The organism is Pseudomonas sediminis (genome assembly GCF_039555755.1).
GTDB lineage: Bacteria > Pseudomonadota > Gammaproteobacteria > Pseudomonadales > Pseudomonadaceae > Aquipseudomonas > Aquipseudomonas mendocina_D.
This window is the reverse complement of sequence record NZ_CP154631.1, coordinates 3,277,895-3,296,034: the sequence shown is the minus strand read 5'-3', so window position 1 is coordinate 3,296,034 and position 18,140 is coordinate 3,277,895. Positions and strand designations below refer to the sequence as shown.

General features: G+C 64.0%; 12 protein-coding genes and 4 pseudogenes. 6 read left to right on the top strand and 10 right to left on the bottom strand.

The window, feature by feature from the left end; all coding sequences use genetic code 11:
• The first annotated feature begins 148 nt into the window (after positions 1-148).
• The 3 genes and pseudogenes from AAEQ75_RS15480 (at position 149) to AAEQ75_RS15470 (ending at position 4,788) form a co-directional block, all read left to right on the top strand.
• Positions 149-991: pseudogene (locus tag AAEQ75_RS15480) on the top strand (EamA family transporter).
• 403 nt (positions 992-1,394) lie between these two features.
• The gene (plsB, locus tag AAEQ75_RS15475; protein ID WP_343349615.1) at positions 1,395-3,878 is read left to right on the top strand and encodes a glycerol-3-phosphate 1-O-acyltransferase PlsB; all 2,484 of its coding nucleotides are present in this window, start codon (positions 1,395-1,397) and stop codon (positions 3,876-3,878) included.
• Between the two features lie 196 nt (positions 3,879-4,074).
• Positions 4,075-4,788, top strand: a complete 714-nt coding sequence (locus AAEQ75_RS15470; RefSeq protein ID WP_343349614.1) for a trypsin-like peptidase domain-containing protein — start codon at positions 4,075-4,077, stop codon at positions 4,786-4,788.
• A gap of 183 nt (positions 4,789-4,971) precedes the next feature.
• Here the strand turns inward: AAEQ75_RS15470 and AAEQ75_RS15465 are convergent, their stop codons facing one another.
• The 5 genes from AAEQ75_RS15465 to AAEQ75_RS15445 all read right to left on the bottom strand — a co-directional run bounded on the left by AAEQ75_RS15465 (position 4,972) and on the right by AAEQ75_RS15445 (position 10,088).
• The gene (locus AAEQ75_RS15465; protein WP_343349613.1) at positions 4,972-6,579 is read right to left on the bottom strand and encodes a malate:quinone oxidoreductase; all 1,608 of its coding nucleotides are present in this window, start codon (positions 6,577-6,579) and stop codon (positions 4,972-4,974) included.
• A 296-nt stretch (positions 6,580-6,875) separates the two neighbouring features.
• A complete protein-coding gene (locus AAEQ75_RS15460; protein WP_343349612.1) occupies positions 6,876-7,559 on the bottom strand; it encodes an LrgB family protein in 684 nt (227 codons plus the stop codon).
• A complete protein-coding gene (locus AAEQ75_RS15455; protein ID WP_003462101.1) occupies positions 7,556-7,909 on the bottom strand; it encodes a CidA/LrgA family protein in 354 nt (117 codons plus the stop codon). Before AAEQ75_RS15455 ends, AAEQ75_RS15460 begins: the two co-directional genes overlap by 4 nt.
• Positions 7,906-8,424 carry a DUF934 domain-containing protein gene (locus AAEQ75_RS15450; RefSeq protein ID WP_143507809.1) on the bottom strand — a complete coding sequence of 173 codons (519 nt, stop codon included), beginning with the start codon at positions 8,422-8,424 and terminating at the stop codon, positions 7,906-7,908. The genes AAEQ75_RS15455 and AAEQ75_RS15450 overlap by 4 nt, the downstream gene beginning before the upstream one ends.
• Positions 8,421-10,088 carry a nitrite/sulfite reductase gene (locus AAEQ75_RS15445; protein WP_343349611.1) on the bottom strand — a complete coding sequence of 556 codons (1,668 nt, stop codon included), beginning with the start codon at positions 10,086-10,088 and terminating at the stop codon, positions 8,421-8,423. Before AAEQ75_RS15445 ends, AAEQ75_RS15450 begins: the two co-directional genes overlap by 4 nt.
• A 342-nt stretch (positions 10,089-10,430) precedes the next feature.
• Here AAEQ75_RS15445 and ccoG point away from each other — a divergent pair, with 342 nt between their 5' ends.
• Together ccoG and mapR are read left to right on the top strand one after the other, a co-directional pair.
• Positions 10,431-11,843, top strand: a complete 1,413-nt coding sequence (ccoG, locus tag AAEQ75_RS15440) for a cytochrome c oxidase accessory protein CcoG (protein ID WP_343349610.1) — start codon at positions 10,431-10,433, stop codon at positions 11,841-11,843.
• Between the two features lie 283 nt (positions 11,844-12,126).
• Entirely contained in the window at positions 12,127-13,539 is a 1,413-nt protein-coding gene (gene mapR, locus AAEQ75_RS15435) for a GntR family transcriptional regulator MpaR (RefSeq protein ID WP_343349609.1), read from the top strand.
• 101 nt (positions 13,540-13,640) lie between these two features.
• On the opposite strand, the pseudogene AAEQ75_RS15430 reads toward mapR, so the two are convergent.
• The 3 pseudogenes from AAEQ75_RS15430 to AAEQ75_RS15420 form a co-directional block, all read right to left on the bottom strand.
• Positions 13,641-13,973 (bottom strand): annotated as a pseudogene (locus AAEQ75_RS15430) (carbohydrate porin); the annotation flags it as partial.
• A 4-nt stretch (positions 13,974-13,977) separates the two neighbouring features.
• Positions 13,978-14,094, bottom strand: a pseudogene (locus tag AAEQ75_RS15425) (DNA-binding response regulator); the annotation flags it as partial.
• 55 nt (positions 14,095-14,149) lie between these two features.
• Positions 14,150-14,356: pseudogene (locus AAEQ75_RS15420) on the bottom strand (glucokinase); the annotation flags it as partial.
• A 305-nt stretch (positions 14,357-14,661) separates the two neighbouring features.
• Here AAEQ75_RS15420 and ubiM point away from each other — a divergent pair.
• Positions 14,662-15,834, top strand: a complete 1,173-nt coding sequence (ubiM, locus tag AAEQ75_RS15415) for a 5-demethoxyubiquinol-8 5-hydroxylase UbiM (protein ID WP_343349608.1) — start codon at positions 14,662-14,664, stop codon at positions 15,832-15,834.
• A 4-nt stretch (positions 15,835-15,838) separates the two neighbouring features.
• Here ubiM and AAEQ75_RS15410 read toward each other — a convergent pair whose 3' ends face one another.
• Both AAEQ75_RS15410 and AAEQ75_RS15405 read right to left on the bottom strand, forming a co-directional pair.
• Positions 15,839-16,495, bottom strand: coding sequence for a TIGR04211 family SH3 domain-containing protein (locus tag AAEQ75_RS15410; protein WP_343349606.1), 657 nt, complete (start codon positions 16,493-16,495; stop codon positions 15,839-15,841).
• A 230-nt stretch (positions 16,496-16,725) separates the two neighbouring features.
• Positions 16,726-18,087: a putative bifunctional diguanylate cyclase/phosphodiesterase gene (locus tag AAEQ75_RS15405; RefSeq protein ID WP_343349605.1), complete on the bottom strand. Its 1,362-nt coding sequence runs from the start codon at positions 18,085-18,087 to the stop codon at positions 16,726-16,728.
• Positions 18,088-18,140 lie beyond the last annotated feature (53 nt).

The following is an 18,140-nucleotide window of genomic DNA, read 5'->3' as shown; positions in this document are numbered from 1 at the left end:
CGCATCACCGCGCTGCCGGCTGTAATGGGCTTTGCCCGGAAATCGGGCTTGCGGCAGGCTGCCAGGGCGCCCCGGCCATATCGCGTCGGGCCACTACCCCACTGTTCCAGTTAGATGTCCTCAACACCGCCTACCTCAGAGGCCCGCCTTGGAAACCACGGTCTTTCTCGCCGTCATCGCTGCCGCAGCCCTGCACGCAGGCTGGAACGCCCTGCTCAAGATTGGGCTGGATCGCTTTCTCACCGCCACGCTGATCCAGATCGGTGCCGGCCTGGTGGCGCTCTGCGCGCTGCCGCTGGTGGCCCTGCCACAAGCCTCGGCCTGGCCGTGGATCGCGCTGTCGGCGTTGCTGCATATCGGCTACAACTTTTTTCTCGCCCGCGCCTACTAGTACGGCGACCTGGGCCAGGTCTACCCGATTGCGCGGGGCAGCTCGCCGCTGATGGTCGCCCTGCTCTCACTGCTGCTGTTGCATGACGGGCTGGGCGCCCTGCAGTTGCTGGGTTTGCTAGTTCTGGTGCTGGGCATCTGGCTGATGGTGCTGCGCGGCGGCCATCACAAGGCGCCACAGGGGGCGATGCTGGGCTGTGCGTTGATGACGGCAGTGTTCATCGCCGGCTACACCCTCAGCGATGCCATGGGCGCGCGCAACAATGGCGATGCGCTGGGTTATTCGCTGTGGCTGTTCACCGTCAACGGTGTGGTGATGGCTGCGGTATTGGCCATCAGCCGTGGGCCGCGCGCCTTCCTGCAGCTGGGCCCGCACTGGCGTGGCGGGCTGGCTGGCGGGGCGATGTCGATGGCAGCCTACACCATCGTGATCTGGGCCATGACCCAGGCGCCGGTGGCATTGGTTTCGGCCTTGCGCGAGACCAGCGTGGTATTCGCCGTGCTGCTGGGGGTGGTGTTGCTCAAGGAGAGGTTGCGACCGATTCGCCTGGTGGCGTGCGCGGTGATCGCGGCTGGCGTGGTAGTGATGAAGTTGGCGTGAGGGATTCGCCTTATAAATGATGTTGGGCTGAAGCGGATCGCTGCCCGGCCCGCCCTGCAAGGACATCTGTAGGAGCGAGCTCTGCTCGCGAACCTCAAGCACAAAAGCTTCGCGAGCAGAGCTCGCTCCTACCCGGTCCCCCAACGCAACCAGCAGGTCAGGAGGCGCTTCGCACCGCCGGGGCGGCCTGACTCAGCATTCTGATCGGGAACCCGAGACCCGCTTTGCAGTTCTGTTGATCAACGGGTGCTGAGTCGTTGACCGTTTTCTCGTCATACACCGCCTGCATGCTGGTCGGGCTGACCGTCTGGACGCACGAGTTTTTTGCCCGCCAGACGCGGCTTGCGGCACACTAGCGCCCTTCCCGAGCCACCGCTCGTTTTGCCATACAAGCAGAGTCCGTATGACCCGTTCCCCCTTCCGCCGCCTCGTCTTCGGATCGTTGCGCCGCCTGCTGTACCTCTGGGTACGCTCGGAAACCATCAACCAGTCCGCCTTCACCCTCAAGCTCGACCGCAGCAAGCCGGTGTTCTACGTGCTGCAGCAGCCCTCGGTTAGCGACCTGGCAGTGGTCGACCGCGAGTGCACCAAGGCCGGCCTGCCGCGCCCGGTGTTGCCGGTAGCGGTCGGGGAACATATCGAGCCCGCCGCCTTCTTCTACCTGACGCCGGAGCCGGACTGGTTCGGCCGCCAGGACAAGCGCGGCATCTCGCCAACCCTCGATCGCGTGGTCACCGCCCTCAGCCAGCATGCCGTGGATGACGCGCAGATCGTCCCGGTCAGCGTGTTCTGGGGGCAGTCGCCGGATCGCGAAACCAGCCCTTGGAAACTGCTGTTCGCCGACAGCTGGGCGGTGACCGGGCGCCTGCGCCGGCTGGTCAGCATCCTGATTCTCGGGCGCAAGACACGCGTGCAGTTCTCCACGCCGATTCACCTGCGCGAACTGGTCGAGCAGGACAAGGGCAAGGAGCGCACCCTGCGCATGGTGCACCGCATCCTGCGTGTGCACTTCCGCAACCAGAAGGCAGCGGTGATCGGCCCGGACGTGTCGCACCGACGCAATCTGGTCAAGGGGCTGGTGCACGACCCGATGGTGCGCCAGGCGATTGCCGAGGAAGCCGAGCGCGAGAAGATCAGCCTGGAGAAGGCCGAAGCCCAGGCGCTGCGCTACGGCAACGAGATCGCCTCGGACTACACCTACACGGTGATCCGCTTCCTCGAACTGGTGCTGAGCTGGTTCTGGAACAAGATCTACGACGGTATCAAGGTGCACAACGTCGAAGGCGTGCGCGACATCGCCCAGGGCCACGAGGTGATCTACGTGCCCTGCCACCGCAGCCACATCGACTACCTGCTGCTGTCCTACCTGCTGTTCCGCAATGGCCTGACGCCGCCGCATATCGCTGCCGGCATCAACCTCAACATGCCGGTGATCGGCGGCCTGCTGCGCCGTGGCGGCGCCTTCTTCATGCGTCGCACCTTCAAGGGCAACCCGCTGTACACGGCGGTGTTCAACGAATATCTGCACACCCTGTTCAGCAAGGGCTTCCCGGTCGAATACTTCGTCGAGGGCGGCCGTTCGCGCACCGGGCGCATGCTGCGGCCGAAGACCGGCATGCTGGCCATCACCTTGCGCAGCTTCCTGCGCAGCAACCGCCTGCCCATCGTTTTCGTGCCGGTGTACATCGGCTACGAGCGCGTGCTGGAAGGCCGCACCTACCTGGGCGAGCTGCGCGGCGCGAGCAAGAAGAAGGAGTCGATCTTCGACCTGTTCAAGGTGCTCGGCGCGCTCAAGCAGCGCTTCGGCCAGGTCTCGGTGAACTTCGGCGAGCCGATCAAGCTGGCCGAATTCCTCGACCAGCAGCAGCCCGGTTGGCGTGAACAGGAGCTGGGCCCGCAGTACCGCCCGGCCTGGCTCAACGACACCACCAATCGCCTCGGTGAGCGCGTGGCGCGCCACCTCAACGAAGCGGCGTCGATCAACCCGGTCAACCTGGTAGCTCTGGCACTGTTGTCCACCAGCAAGCTGGCCCTGGATGACCGCGCCCTGGCCCGTGTGCTCGACCTGTACCTGGCCCTGCTGCGCGCGGTGCCCTACTCGCCGCATACCACTCTGCCGGAAGGCGACGGCGCGGCGCTGATCAAGCACGTCAAGGGCATGGACCTGCTGGCCGAACAGAAGGATGCGCTGGGCAAGATTCTCTATCTGGACGAGCAGAACGCCGTCCTGATGACCTACTACCGCAACAACGTGCTGCACATCTTCGCCTTGCCGGCGCTGCTGGCCAGCTTCTTCCAGAGCAGCGCGCGGATCAGCCGCGAGCAGATCCTGCGCTATGCCGGCGCGCTGTATCCGTATCTGCAATCCGAGCTGTTCATCCGCTGGGAACAGAGCGAACTGGAAGGCGTGATCGACCAGTGGCTGGCGGCGTTCGTCGAACAGGGCCTGCTCAAGATCGAGGGCGACGTGTACGTGCGCCCGGCGCCGAGCTCACGCCAGTTCGTGCTGCTGACGCTGCTTTCGCGCTCGGTGGCGCAGACCCTGCAGCGCTTCTATATGGCCATCGCCCTGCTGCTCAACGCCGGGCAGAACGCGATCAGCGCCGAGGAGCTGGAGGATCTGTGCACGGTCATGGCCCAGCGCCTGTCGATCCTGCATGGCCTGAACGCACCGGAGTTCTTCGACAAGAGCCTGTTCCGCCACTTCATCCAGAGCCTGCTGGACCAGGGCGTGCTGCGCCAGGACGAAGCCGGCAAGCTCAGCCATCACCCACTGCTCAGCGAACTGGCCGAAGGCGCTGCCAAACGCGTGCTGCCGGCCGAGATTCGCCTGTCGATCCGCCAGGTGGCACTGGACCGCAACGAAGATGAACCGGCCGCGCCGTGATGTGTGCAGGGTGCGCTGTGCGCACCTTCGAATCACCTTAGTCACCGGTGCGCACAGCGCACCCTACCGCCCCGCTACTGCCTCGGATGGATGTCGCGTGTTACATCCACCATGGCGCCGGCTCGAGATCACCAGACGAACCTGTCACGGGTTTGGCAGTCAGTGATAGACCACATACTGGCAGGAGGCCCTGGCCATGATCGACTCCCTGATGTTGAGCGCTGCACGCATCACCACCCTGGCCGCTGGGCAGATACTGACCAACGCCAGTGGTTTCTTCTTCCGCCGGGAGCAACGGCTGTTTCTCGTCACCAGCCGCCATGTCGTCCTCGACGAGCCCAGTGGCCATCAGCCGGACAGTCTGCAGATCGAACTGCACACCGATGCCGACAACCTGACCAGCACCGTCAGCTTCGCCATCCCACTGTATGACGGCGAGCAGCAGCTGTGGCGACAAGGCATGGATGGCGCGGGCGAGATCGATGTGGCGGTGATCGAGCTGGATCAGGCCGCTCTTCCCAACGGCGGCGCCTACCAGGCCTTCACCCCGCAGCACCTGCTACAAGCCGACGAACATGTAGAAATTGGCTCGACGCTGCTGGTGGTCGGCTTCCCGCTGGGATTTCAGGACACCCTGCACCGCATGCCGGTGGCGCGTCACGCCGGGTTAGCCTCTTCTTTCGGCCTGCGATTCCAGGGGTTGGGCTACTTTCTCACCGACGGCCGCACCCATCGCGGTATCAGCGGCGCGCCCGTAGTCAAGCGCGCCAGCGTCGATGGCGACCTGCCCTGGCATCTACTCGGCATCCACTCGACCCGCCTGCTCGGCAATCGCGACGAGGATCAGGACGAGGCGCTGGGTCTGAACTGCACCTGGTATGCCGATATTCTGATGACGCTGACGGAGTGATCAGCCTGCCCATCGCCCGGACGTAAACCGAGCAATCACCCTGCTAAAACCCCTCCCAAAGCCACGGCGGGATCTGTGGGAGGGGCTTCAGCCGCGAAAGATTCAGCTCACGAATATCAGCGACCCAAGAAAAACCCGCCCTGCGCATCACGCAGGGCGGGTTCTTTTACAGCGGTTAAAGCCTTACAGCGTCACGGGCGTCGGCTCGGGCTCGACAGCCATTTCCACGTCCGGCGCCACTTCGATGTGTTGCAGCTCGAGACGCTCACTGCTCCACTGACGAATACGGTTGGTCAGCGCCAGGTCGTCGTTCAGCTTCTGCCCGTACGACGGGATGATCTCCTTCAGGCGCGCTTGCCACTCAGGAGTGGCGACCTTGTCAGCGAAGGCCTTCTCGATCAGGTGCAGCATGATCGGTGCGGCAGTGGAGGCACCCGGCGAGGCGCCCAGCAGTGCACTGATGCTGCCGTCGGCAGCGGTCACCACTTCGGTACCGAACTGCAGTACGCCGCCCTTCTCGGCATCCTTCTTGATGATCTGCACGCGCTGGCCGGCGGTGAGCAGCTCCCAGTCGGCGTCCTGCGCCTCCGGGAAGTACTCGCGCAGCGACGCCATGCGGTCTTCCTGGCTGAGCATCAGCTGGCCCATCAGGTAGGTGCTCAGCGACCAGTTGTCCATGCCGGCATTGACCATCGGCATGAAGTTGTCGGTGGTCATGCTGCTGAACATGTCGAGCAGCGAGCCGTTCTTGAGGAACTTGGTGGAGAAGGTGGCGAACGGGCCGAACAGCAGCACGTTCTCGCCGTCGATCACGCGGGTATCCAGGTGCGGCACTGACATGGGCGGCGAGCCGACCGAAGCCTTGCCGTAGACCTTGGCCAGGTGCTGGGCAACCACGTCCTGGTTACGCGTCATCAGGAACTGGCCACCAACCGGGAAGCCAGCGTAGCCCTCGGCTTCTTCGATGCCGGATTTCTGCAGCAGCTTGAGCGCGCCACCACCGGCACCGATGAACACGAAGCGTGCATTGATGCTCTGCTCGGCGCCGCCCTTGGCCAGGTCGGCGACGGTCACGCGCCAGGTGCCGTCATCGTTGCGCTTGAGGTCGCGGACTTCGTGCTCCAGGTGCAGGCTGGCCTGCTCCTTGCCGATCAGCGAGTCGATCAGCTGACGGGTGATCTCACCGAAGTTGACGTCGGTGCCGATGGCCATACGGGTGGCGGCGACCTTCTGCTGCGGATCGCGACCTTGCATGATCAGCGGCACCCACTGGGCGATCTGTGCGTGGTCCTCGGTGAACTCCATGCCACGGAACAGGTTGCTGTGCTGCAGGGCGGCGTGGCGCTTGCGCAGGTATTCGACGTTGTCGTCACCCCAGACGAAGCTCATGTGCGGGGTGATGTTGATGAAGCTCCTGGGCTTGCTCAGCACCTCGCGCTCGACCTGGGTGGCCCAGAACTGCTTGGAGATCTCGAACGATTCGTTAATGGCGATGGCCTTGCTGATATCGATGCCACCGTCGGCGGTTTCCGGCGTGTAGTTCAGCTCGCAGAAGGCCGAGTGGCCGGTGCCGGCATTGTTCCAGCCATTGGAGCTTTCGGCGGCCACCTGGTCGAGGCGCTCGTAGATTTCGATGCTCCAGTCCGGCTGCAGCTCGTGCAGGTAAGTGCCGAGGGTGGCGCTCATCACGCCAGCGCCAATCAGCAGCACGTCGACGGTTTTCTCGGGCTCGCGGGGCTTGGAGCAACCGATCACGCTGAGACAAAGCAGCGTCAGCAGGATTTTTTTCATGGGACAGTCCTATTCGTCGCACGACGGCAAGGGCCGTGCAGGCAAGGTTTCGGGCAGCGGCCGTTTGAGCCGCACATGAGCAATAGCCGCAGATCTGCGACAGGGCGAAAGGAAGGGGGTTCCAGGCCTCTTGGCGGGCGTATTCCGATCGCGCCGCGTGCTGGAGCAATATGCGTGCCGCTGAAAGGATTCAGCAGTCCCTGTGCGGCTTTCTGCCACACAGCCGGCACGGGGCTGGCGGGAACTCGCCAGATCCACGGGAGGAGCCCCCTGGAAATGGCGGAATCCCGCCCGATTCAGGTCAGCAGTAGCGGCAGCAGCAAGGCAGTGCCGATGCCCAGCAGGCTCATCGCCAGGGCGGCGAAGGCGCCGCACTCCTCCCCTTCCTGCAAGGCATGGGCGGTACCAATGGCATGGGCGTTGATGCCATAGCTCAGACCACGCGCCGCCGGGTGGTCGACGCCCGCCCAGCGCAGCAGCAGCGGCCCCATGGCCGTACCAATCACACCGGTGAGCATGACCATCACCGCCGCCAGCGACGCCACGCCGCCAATCTGCTCGGCCACCGGCATAGCAATCGGCATGGTCGCGAATTTCGGCGCCAGGCTCATCACCACGCTCCAGTCGGCGCCCAGCGCCCAGCCGATGGCCAGGGTCAACGCCACCGACAGCACGCCGCCGGCCGTAAGGGTTATCAGCACCGGCCAGAACAACTGGCGGATGCGCTTGATGTTATGTTGCAGCGGCACCGCCAGGGCCACGGTGGCCGGCCCCAGCAGCCAGGCAACGGGCTCGGCGCCAGCGCGGTAGGTGGCGTAGTCCACCCCGCACAGCAGCAAAGTGGTGACAATCAGTGTGACCGACACCAGAACCGGCTGCAGCAGCAGCCAGCCACTGCGGCGATAGAGCCAGGCGGCGATCAGAAAGGCGGCCAGCGTCAGGGCGATGGCGAACAGCGGGTGATGAGTCAGCAATGTCATCCCTTGCGCTCCTGACGGCGGATCAGCGTCTGCAGCAACCAGCCACAGAACGGCACGGTCACCAGCAGCGACAGCACCAGCGCGGTGACAATCACCGGCAGCTCACCGAGCAGCAGATCGCTGCTGGTCATGATCCCAGAGGCCGGTACGGCCAGCAGCAGCGGCAGATACGGCAGTAAACCACCGGCGGCCTGCTGCAGCGGCTCAGGCACGGCGCCGCGCCACATCAGCCAGACCGAGAGCAGCAGCAGGCCGATGATCGAGGCTGGCAGCATCGGCAACAGCCAGTGATTGAGCGCCACGCCGAACAATTGCAGCAATACCAGCCAGAACAGGCCACGCACCATCATGAACTCGACTCCTCCTTATGGCGCCCCCGACGAAACAGCGGACGCGGCTCGATAACCGAGCGACCATACAACACACTGAGCCCTTGCAGGCCCTTGAGTGCATCTTCCAGTGATTTGTCGGCGCGCACGGCGAAGGCATCGAAGCCGCACTGGCGCATGTGCGCCAGTTGGTCGCGCAGCACATCGCCCACCGCGCGCAACTCGCCGCGCCAGCCCAGTCGGGTACGTAGCAGGTAGGCCTGGCTGTAGCCACGGCCATCGCGAAAACTGGGGAAGTCGATGGCGATCAACGGCAGACTGGTGAGAAAAGGCTGCAGCGCCTCTGGATCGTCATCCACCTGCAGCAGCAGGCCATCGGCGCTCATCGCCCTACCCTCCAGCACCTCCACAGACTGCCGCTCACGCCAGGCCGCCAGCGGCAGGATCAACGGCGCGTCAGCCTCCACATCGAGCTGCCAGGGATCGTCGTCGACGATGCAGGCCTGGCCCTCGACCAGGCGAATCAGGTTGTTCATGCCACCTCCTCGCGGCTGTAGACGTTCGCCTTGAATGGCTCCAGGCCGATGCGCTGGAAGGTGTCGAGAAAGCCTTCGTTGACCTGCCGCTGATCGACGTAGGTGCGCACGATGCGCTCGATCACTTCGGGCACCTGCTCGGCAGCGAACGACGGACCTATCACCTTGCCCAGCGCCGCCTGCTGGCCCTGGCTACCACCGAGGGTGAGCTGGTACCACTCGCTGCCGTTCTTGTCTACGCCGAGGATGCCGATGTTGCCGATATGGTGATGGCCGCAGGCGTTCATACAGCCGGAGATGTTCAGGCTCAGCTCGCCCAGATCATGCAGGTAGTCGAGATCGTCGAAACGCTGCTGGATGGCCTGGGCAATGGGGATCGACTTGGCGTTGGCCAGCGAGCAGAAATCACCACCGGGGCAGGCGATGATGTCGGTGAGCAACCCGGCGTTGGCCGTGCCCAGCCCGGCCGCTTCGGCCTCCCGCCATAGCGCGTAGAGGTCGGCCTTGCGTACATCGGGCAGCACCAGATTCTGTTCGTGGGCGACGCGAATCTCGCCGAAACCGTAGCGCTCGCTCCAGTCGGCCACGGCCTCCATCTGCTCGGCCGTGACGTCGCCGGGCGGAGCGCTGATGCCGGGCTTGGTCGACAGCACCACGCTGAGGTAACCGGGCACCTGGTGTGCCATGACATTGCGCGAAACCCAACGGGCGAAGGCCTCGTCGCGCGCCAGGTGGGTACCGAAGTCGAGGTCGAGGGTGTCCTGCGGCACGTAGGCCGGTTTGTGGAAGGAGGCCGCGACGCGCTGGTACTCTTCCTCGGTCAGTTGCGCCGGGCCGTCCTTGATCGGCTGCCACTCGCGCTCCACCTCATTAGCGAAGGCCTCGATGCCCAGCGCCTTGACCAGAATCTTGATCCGCGCCTTGTACTTGTTGTCGCGCCGGCCATGGCGGTTGTACACGCGCAGGATGGCCTCGACGTAGGACAGACAGTCCTGCCAGTGCAGACCCTCGCGCAGGGTCTGGGCGATGATCGGCGTACGCCCAAGGCCGCCGCCGACCAGCACACGCAGACGCAGCTCGTTGGCCTGGTCGCGATACAGCTGCAGGCCGATGTCATGCACCTGAACGGCTGCGCGGTCCTGCTCAGCTGCACACAGGGCGATCTTGAACTTGCGCGGCAAGAACAGGAATTCCGGATTGACCGTCGACCACTGACGGAGGATCTCGGCCAGTGGGCGTGGGTCGAGGTACTCGTCGGCAGCGACGCCGGCGAAAGCCTCGGTAGTGACGTTGCGCACGCAGTTGCCGGAAGTCTGGATGGCATGCATGTCGTGATCGGCCAGCCAGTCGAGGATGTCCGGCACACGTTCCAGCTCGATCCAGTTGAACTGGATGTTCTGCCGAGTGGTGAAGTGGCCGTAGCCGCGGTCGTACTCGCGGGCGATGTGCGCCAATGCGCGCATCTGCTTGGCCGACAGCGTGCCGTAGGGAATGGCTACGCGCAGCATGTAGGCATGCTTTTGCAGGTACAGGCCGTTCTGCAGGCGCAACGGCAGAAACTCCTCCTCGCTCAGTTCATCGGCCAGGCGCCGCTGTACCTGGTCGCGGAACTGGGCGACGCGTTCGCGCACCAGCGCGCGGTCATAATCGTCATATTGGTACATGCAGGCAGGCCTCCTGATCACGGGGCGTCGACTATGCCTGCCAGGCGTGCACTGAAAACAGCGCCAGAAAAGCCTTAAAAAAGCGGATCAGATGGGTATGACAGTGGCTGGCGCAGGTCACTGATTGGCGTGGCGCGATGTCGCAGGGCATCCGTCACACAGCCAGACAGCAAAGCTCCAGACGCCAGAAATGGCAGGGCCTGGCGAGCTTTCTGGCATTTTCCCCTACGTCCAACGTGATCATCTGATCCGCTTTTTTATCGAAAACCTGAGTCTGTATTGCGATCAGTTGCCCTCGGATCATGGCGCCAGCCTGAATAAACGCCTGATGAGGGCAACTAAATGACCGATCTGATCCCCGTGCGCAGCGTCGAGACCATCGACCCGAGCAAACCCATCCGCCTGACACCGGCCCAGGCCGGCGGCCCGATCCACACGCGCAGCTTCACCGGGCGTTTTCGCAACCTCCGTCTGCTCGGCGCCGGCTTGCTGTTCCTGCTGTTCTTCGGCACCGCCTGGATCGATTGGAACGGCCGCCAGGCCGTGCTCTGGGATCTGGATAACCGTCAGTTCCATATCTTCGGCGCGACCTTCTGGCCACAGGATTTCATCCTGCTCTCGGCGATCCTGATCATCGCCGCCTTCGGCCTGTTCTTCATCACCGTGTTGGCTGGCCGCGTCTGGTGTGGCTACGCCTGCCCGCAGAGCGTATGGACCTGGGTGTTCATGCGCGTGGAGCAGATCACCGAGGGCGACCGCGGCCAGCGCATCAAGCTCGACGCCGCGCCCTGGTCGCTGCAAAAACTGGCCCGGCGCAGCGCCAAGCACGGCCTGTGGCTCGCGGTCAGCCTGGTCACGGCCCTGGCCTTCGTCGGCTACTTCACTCCGGTGCGCCAACTGACAGTGGACCTGGCGACCTTCGAAGTCGGTGCCACCACGGCGTTCTGGGTACTGTTCTTCACCGCTGCCACCTACATCAACGCCGGCTGGCTGCGCGAAAAGGTGTGCCGCGACATGTGCCCCTACTCGCGCTTCCAGAGCGTGATGTTCGACAGCGATACGCTGGTCATCTCCTACGACGCCGCCCGTGGCGAAAACCGTGGCCCGCGCCGCAAGGACGCCGACTACAAGGCCGAAGGCCTGGGCGATTGCATCGACTGCACGATGTGCGTGCAGGTCTGCCCCACCGGCATCGACATCCGCGACGGCCTGCAACTGGAGTGCATCGGCTGCGGCGCCTGCGTCGATGCCTGTGACAGCATCATGGACAAGCTCGGCTATGCCCAAGGCCTGGTGCGCTACAGCTCGGAGAATGAGCTGGCCGGCGGCAAGACCCACTGGTTGCGTCCTCGCCTGATCGGCTACGCGGCGATGCTGGCGGTGATGATCGGCGCCTTCGTCTGGGCCCTGGCCGAACGCCCGCTGATCTCGCTGGACGTGACCCGCGACCGTGGCCTGTTCCGCGAGAACGCACTGGGCCAGATCGAGAACATCTACAGCCTGAAGATCATCAACAAGACCCAGCAGCCGCGCAGCTATGCCATCAGCCTGGTCGAGCCCGGCGACTTCGAGCTGCATGGCCCGAGCACACTGAACCTGGCGCCGGGGGAGATTCGCGACCTGCCGGTAAGCGTCGCGCTGACGGCCTCGCACAACGCTGCCGGGCCGCAGACCCTGCGTTTCGAAGTGCGCGACAAGGCCGATTCGCAGAGCCATGTGAGCACCAAGAGCACCTTCCTGGCGCCGCTGCGTTGAGTCGCAGTAAACCGTGCTGTTCACCTAACGAAAGGTGGACACGATCAATCCCCTCTCCCCCACGGGGAGAGGGCTAGGGAGAGGGGGTAACGGTTACACGGAGGTGTATCTAACCCTCTCCCCCGGCCCCTCTCCCATGAATGGGAGAGGGGAGCAAGCGTTGTAGCCCGGATGCAATCCTGGGCGATTCGAGATACGTCCCCCTTCACGAGGCACTGCCATGTCTGCCGCTCACCCCGTAAAGTATTCGCCCGTACCCTTTGCGGCGGTGAACCAGGACAGGATGAAACGCTACGAAAAATTTGCCGACGAGATCGCCGAGCTGATCCGTACCGGCGTGCTCGGTCCCGGTGAGAAAGTGCCCTCGGTACGCCATGCCAGCCGCACCTACGGCGTCAGCCCGTCCACCGTGTTCCAGGCCTACTACCTGCTGGAGGATCGCGGCCTGATCCAGGCCCGCGCGCGTTCCGGCTATTTCGTCCGCGAACACGCCAAACGCCCGCTGCACGAACCGGAACTGACCGCCCACGCGGCGCAAACCACCGAAGTCGATGTCAGCGAACTGGTGTTCTCCGTGCTCGCCTCGCTGAAGGACCCGCATACCGTACCCTTCGGCTCGGCCTTCCCCAGCCCCGACCTGTTTCCGCTGCCGCGTCTGGCCAAAAGCATGGCGCACGCGCTGCGCATGCTCTCGCCGCACGAGATCATCGCCGACATGACCGCCGGCAACGCCGACCTGCGCCGGCAGATCGCCCTGCGCTACATGGTCAGCGGCGTGATGCTGCCGATGGAGGAGCTGGTGATCAGCAACGGCGCCATGGAGGCGCTCAACCTCTGCCTGCAGTGCGTGACCCAGCCCGGCGACCTGGTGGCTATCGAATCCCCCACCTTCTACGCCTGCCTGCAGGTGCTGGAGCGGCTGCAGCTCAAGGCGGTGGAAATCCCCGTGCACCCGCGCGAAGGCATCGACCTGGGTGCCCTGTCCGATAGCCTCAAGCACCTGCCGATCAAGGCCTGCTGGTTCATGAGCAGCCTGCAGAACCCGCTCGGCGCCAGCATGAGCGAGACCAAGAAGCAGGCGCTGTATGAGCTGCTGGTCGAGCATCAGGTACCGCTGATCGAGGACGACGTGTACGCCGAGCTGTACTTCGGCAGTCACCCGCCCAAACCGGTGAAGAGCTTTGACCGCGAAGGGCTGGTGATGCATTGCAGCTCCTTCTCCAAGAGTCTGGCGCCGGGTTATCGCATTGGCTGGGTGGCCGGCGGGCGCTATGCCGAGCAGATCGCCCGGCTCAAGCTGATGACCACTATCTCGCCGTCAGTGCCGGCACAGGCGGCGCTGGCCGACTACCTGCAGCACGGCGGCTACGACCGTCACCTGCGCAAGCTGCGCCACGCCCTGGAAATGCAACAGAGCGCGATGCTCGCCTCCGCCGCCCGACACTTTCCCGCCAGCACGCGGGTGACGAGGCCTTCGGGTGGCTACTTCCTCTGGTTCGAATTCCCCGAGCGCCTGGACTCGCTGCAACTGCTGCGCCTGGCGCTCGCCCAGGGCATCAGCCTGGCGCCGGGGCCGATCTTCTCCGCCAGCCAGGGCTTTCGCCACTGCGCGCGGTTGAACTACGGCCACCCATGGAGCCCACGCAGCGAACAGGCCATGGAAGTACTCGGGCGCCTGGTGGCGGGGTTGCTCTGACTCCTGGTGCGCACAGCGCACCCTACGGATGACCTGCGCCACCTACGTAGGGTGCGCCATGCGCACCGACTGATTTAAAGCGCGCACATCCTGGGAGCGCTCTACTTCCACCAGTACTCCACCTGCACGCCGAAGTTGGAGCCGTTACGTGCGCTGCCGAAGGCGCCGTTCTCGGATAAGGCCGAGCCGTCGGCCAACAGGTTGGCAGCCTGTTGCGCGGCGCGGTTCCAGCTGGCGTAGGTGTAGTACAGGCGGATTTCCGGACGTTCCCAGAAACCGGGGCCGGATGGCGACCAGGTCGGCGCGATGGTGAACTTGGTCAGCTTGCGCGTACCGCCGGGCGCCTCGACCTGATCGCGACCGATCTCGCCGACCAGCTTGAACTGCTCGGTGAAGGCGTAGCTGGTGCGGCCACCGATGGACAGCCAGTTCTGAGGCGGCGCCATCGGCCACGGCGCGCACCTGAAAGCCGACGCGGCTCAGGTAGGTATCGAGCAGTTCGCGAATTTCCTGGTCGTCATCGACCAGCAGAATCGATTTGCCGGGCTGGCTCATGGCCCGCCACCTTTCTTGTTATGACTGTGTAGCCCGGATCAAATCCGGGGGGCTATCAATGCTTATCCCGGATTGCATCCAGGCTACGCTCCGATGCCTGTTGCAAGGCCACGCCAGCGCCGGTAAGGCCTGGATACTCAGCCGTCACCAGCCACAATGGAATGCCGTGAAGATAATCGCTCATGCAGCCCTTGTCGCTGAAGCTCTTGGCAAAACCGCTGGCGAGAAAGCGTTCGGCAAAACGCGGCACCACGCCGCCGACGCTTGCTGAGCGGCCACTGCAGAACGATGAGGATGCATGGCATCGACTCCAAACCCGAATTATTTTTATAGTTCAAACAACGCGCATCACAGTAAACCCGAAAATTACGCCTATCAAGCCGGATAAACTTGTAATAACAACAATATTTTGTGCCCCACTGCAGCCATCATCCAGCCCCTCGCATCCAGCTCCAAGCATGACCCCGGACAATATCTGCGTCTTTGCTGCGACCTAGACTGGCATTTTGCATCGGCGCATGGCGGGTTGCACCCGCCCTACTGGCCATCCGCTTGGAGAGCTGCAGCATGTCACCCGATATCGTCATCGTCGGCGCCGGCCCGGCCGGCCTTTGCCTGGCCCGTGCCCTGTCCGGACAGGGTCTGTCCATCGTCCTGCTGGAGCGCCAGACCGAGCAGGCACTGGCTGAACCGGCCTTCGATGGCCGCGAGATCGCCCTTACCCATGGTTCGCAGGCACTGCTCGAGCGCCTGGGCCTATGGGCGCGCCTGCCCAGCGAAGACATTGCCGTACTACGCGACGCTCAGGTGTTCAACGGCCCCTCGCTGTTCGCATTGAAGATCCGCGCCGAACAGGCCGGCGCCGAACGACTCGGCCATCTGGTGGCCAACCAGGCCATTCGCCGCGCCGCCTATCAGGCCGTGAGCGAATGCGCCGATGTGCAATTGCTGTGCGAAACCAGCGTGCGCGCCATAGAGCAACGCCAGAACGAGGTGAAACTGGTGCTGCAGGATGGTCAGGTGCTGCAGCCACGCCTGCTGGTCGCCGCCGACAGCCGCTTCTCGGAAACGCGCCGCCAGCTCGGCATCGGCGCGCAACTCAAGGACTTCGGCAAGAGCATGCTGGTATGCCGCATGCAGCACGAGCAGGATCACCAGCAAATCGCCTGGGAGTGGTTCGGCTATGGCCAGACCCTGGCCCTGCTACCGCTTAATGGCCGGCAGTCGTCGATGGTCCTCACCCTGCCACCGCGCGAAATAGAACGCCTGCAGAAACTGGACGAGGCGATCTTCACCCGCGAGATGGAAAAGCGCTTCGACCGCCGCCTGGGCGCCATGCAACTGGTCAGCAGCCGCCACGTCTACCCGTTGGTGGGCGCCTACGCACGACGCATGGTCGGCAACCGCTGCGCCCTGCTCGGCGATGCCGCCGTGGGCATGCACCCGGTCACCGCGCATGGCTTCAACTTCGGCCTGATTGGCGTGCAACTGCTCAGCGACGCCCTGCTGGCCGCCCATGGCAAACACCAGGACATCGGTTCAACATCAGCGCTGGCCCGCTACGAACGCCAGCTGCGACTGGCCACCTGGCCGTTGTACCAGGCCACCAACCTGCTGGTGGAGCTGTACACCAACGATCGCCTGCCCGCGCGCCTGCTACGCGGCGCAGGTCTGCGCGTGGCTCAGGGCCTGCTGCCGCTGAAGAAGGGCATCGCCCGGCACTTGACTGCTCGCGCCTGATGACTCACACCCACTGATCATTACGCTTGCGCTTGACCCGCAGCATGGTCGGCAGAATCAGCCCGAGCAGCAGCCCGGCGCCAGCGATGCTGCCGCCATAGGCCATGTAGCGCATCAGTACCTGCTGCTGCTCCTCACCCAGTTGCGCCTGAGCATCACGCAGCTGCGAACGGGTGGTGGTCAGCTCGGCGTCCAGCGCGCCGCGGGCGGCCTGCAGTTCATCGATAAGCTTCTTGCGGGTGTCGAGGGTTTCCTGCATGCCTTGCACACGCGCCTTCCAGGCATCGTCGATGCCTTTGAGTTCAGCCGTGAGGTCGGCGACTTTCTGCTCCAGTTGCGGCAGTCGCTCAGCCTGACCGGGTACCGATTGCAGGTCGCGACTGGGAATCCATACCGTACTGCCGCTGGCGCTGCGTACCTGGCTGTAGTCGCCCTGAGTACGCAACAGCTCGACTTTTTCCCCAGACACCAGAGTGCCGACAATCCGGTAGCCATCGGTAGGGCCGCTGCGCACGTAGGTATTGAGGCTGTCGCTGACCCAGCGCTGGTTACTGGCGGCCTCTTCTGCCAGTGACGGCTGCACGCCGCCAAGCAGGCCACCGAGCAGCAGGCAGGCACCGAGAATGCGGGGTTGGAGTGGAGCATGACGAGATAAAAACATGGGGCGATCTTCACATGGCAGTCAGACGAACCCGGCGAACGGGATGAACGATGCCGGCCACACGCACGAGCACATGCTCAAGCACGATCCAGGCAGAATCCGCGACGTAGACGCCACACTAACGGCCAATAGCCATCAACTCCTGCCGGTACGGGCCGACAGCAGACAGACATTGGCCACTTGCTTAGAGTTCACTCGCAGCAGAGATGGTAGATGGACGGAGCGTGGGTTCAGCCGTTGTGGCGCTGTACGAAGGAGCAGAAGTCCGCCAACGGCATCGGCCGGCTAAGCAGGTAGCCCTGGAACTGGCTGCAGCCGTTATCAGCCAGAAACCGCCGCTGCGCCTCGGTTTCCACGCCCTCGGCGATCACCGTCATGCCCATGCTCCGCCCCAGGGCAATCACCGTACGCACGATGGTTTCGCTGTTGGCATCGGTGAGCACGTCGCAGATGAACGACCGGTCTATTTTCAGTTTGCTCAGCGGCAAACGCTTGAGGTGGCTGAGGGAAGAAAAACCGGTACCAAAGTCATCCAGCGAGAAGCGCACGCCATGCTCGACCAGCGCCACCATCTTGCGCATCAGGTCCTCCATGTCGCGGACGATCAGCGTCTCGGTCAGCTCCAGCTCCAGGCGCTGGGCATCGATACCGTGACGCTCGATCAGGCCGAGGATTTCGGCGACGAAACTGCTCTGCGAGAATTGCTTCTGACTGATGTTCACCGCCAGCCCGACATCGCCAAAGAGCGGGTCACCCTTCCATTGCCGCAAGCGCGCGGCCGTCTGCTCCAGCACCCACTGGCCAATGGGGATGATCAACCCGGTGTTCTCGGCGTGGTCGATGAACTCGCCTGGCGCCAGCAGCCCGCGCTGCGGGTGCTGCCAGCGAATCAGTACCTCGGCTCCCGCCACCCGCCCTGCATCGTTGAGTTGCGGCTGGTAGTGCAGCACGAACTGCCCCTCGCGGATGGCCGCGCGCAGGTCGCGATCCAGTTCGGAGCGCTCGGCGGTATCGGTCTGCAGAATGTGCAGGAGCAGGAAGAACAGCACCATGGCCACGCCGGCCTGCAGCCAGGAGCCGACACGCCGCACATCGTCGGGCAGTGCGTAGAGATCGGTGGGTCGCCAGTTCGACGCCGCCAGGGCGACGAACAGCAGCAAACAGAACAGCGAGACGCCATAACGCAGCCACAGTGGATCGTCACGAAAGGCCATCAGGGCACCGACAGCCATCGGCAGCAGATACAGATGCGTGGCACGCGGCGCCATGCGCGTCGACGGATCGAGCAGCAGGGTCGAGGCGACGACAACGACAATCAGCGCGCTGAACAGGATCAGGTTGGCACTGCGTGCCCTGTCGCGCAGGGTCAGCGCGAAAACCGCCACACCACTGCAGACGATAGCCACATCCATGATGACGATGGCCCAGTAGCCGCGAGAGGAAAAGAACAGCCCCCAGAGCAGGCCCATCACGATCATCACCACGCTCGACAGCATGCGCATCCGACGCTCACGGCGCTGGCCGACCAGAGCCAAGTCTGCACCATGCCAGAGTTTGCGAACGCGCCTGCCGAAGCTGGAGAGTGATGGCATGATGAAGTCCTGATCCGATCACTTCATTCTTGAAGCTGCCTGGCCGAATGCAA

Bases quoted from the DNA above. Each gene is read 5' to 3' on its own strand.
- AAEQ75_RS15450 (WP_143507809.1), bottom strand. From the start codon at position 8,424: ATGAACAACCTGATTCGCCTGGTCGAGGGCCAGGCCTGCATCGTCGAC.
- plsB (WP_343349615.1), top strand. From the start codon at position 1,395: ATGACCCGTTCCCCCTTCCGCCGCCTCGTCTTCGGATCGTTGCGCCGC.
- ubiM (WP_343349608.1), top strand. From the start codon at position 14,662: ATGTCACCCGATATCGTCATCGTCGGCGCCGGCCCGGCCGGCCTTTGC.
- AAEQ75_RS15465 (WP_343349613.1), bottom strand. From the start codon at position 6,579: ATGAAAAAAATCCTGCTGACGCTGCTTTGTCTCAGCGTGATCGGTTGC.
- mapR (WP_343349609.1), top strand. From the start codon at position 12,127: ATGAAACGCTACGAAAAATTTGCCGACGAGATCGCCGAGCTGATCCGT.
- AAEQ75_RS15460 (WP_343349612.1), bottom strand. From the start codon at position 7,559: ATGACATTGCTGACTCATCACCCGCTGTTCGCCATCGCCCTGACGCTG.
- AAEQ75_RS15470 (WP_343349614.1), top strand. From the start codon at position 4,075: ATGATCGACTCCCTGATGTTGAGCGCTGCACGCATCACCACCCTGGCC.
- AAEQ75_RS15405 (WP_343349605.1), bottom strand. From the start codon at position 18,087: ATGCCATCACTCTCCAGCTTCGGCAGGCGCGTTCGCAAACTCTGGCAT.
- AAEQ75_RS15445 (WP_343349611.1), bottom strand. From the start codon at position 10,088: ATGTACCAATATGACGATTATGACCGCGCGCTGGTGCGCGAACGCGTC.
- AAEQ75_RS15410 (WP_343349606.1), bottom strand. From the start codon at position 16,495: ATGTTTTTATCTCGTCATGCTCCACTCCAACCCCGCATTCTCGGTGCC.
- AAEQ75_RS15455 (WP_003462101.1), bottom strand. From the start codon at position 7,909: ATGATGGTGCGTGGCCTGTTCTGGCTGGTATTGCTGCAATTGTTCGGC.
- ccoG (WP_343349610.1), top strand. From the start codon at position 10,431: ATGACCGATCTGATCCCCGTGCGCAGCGTCGAGACCATCGACCCGAGC.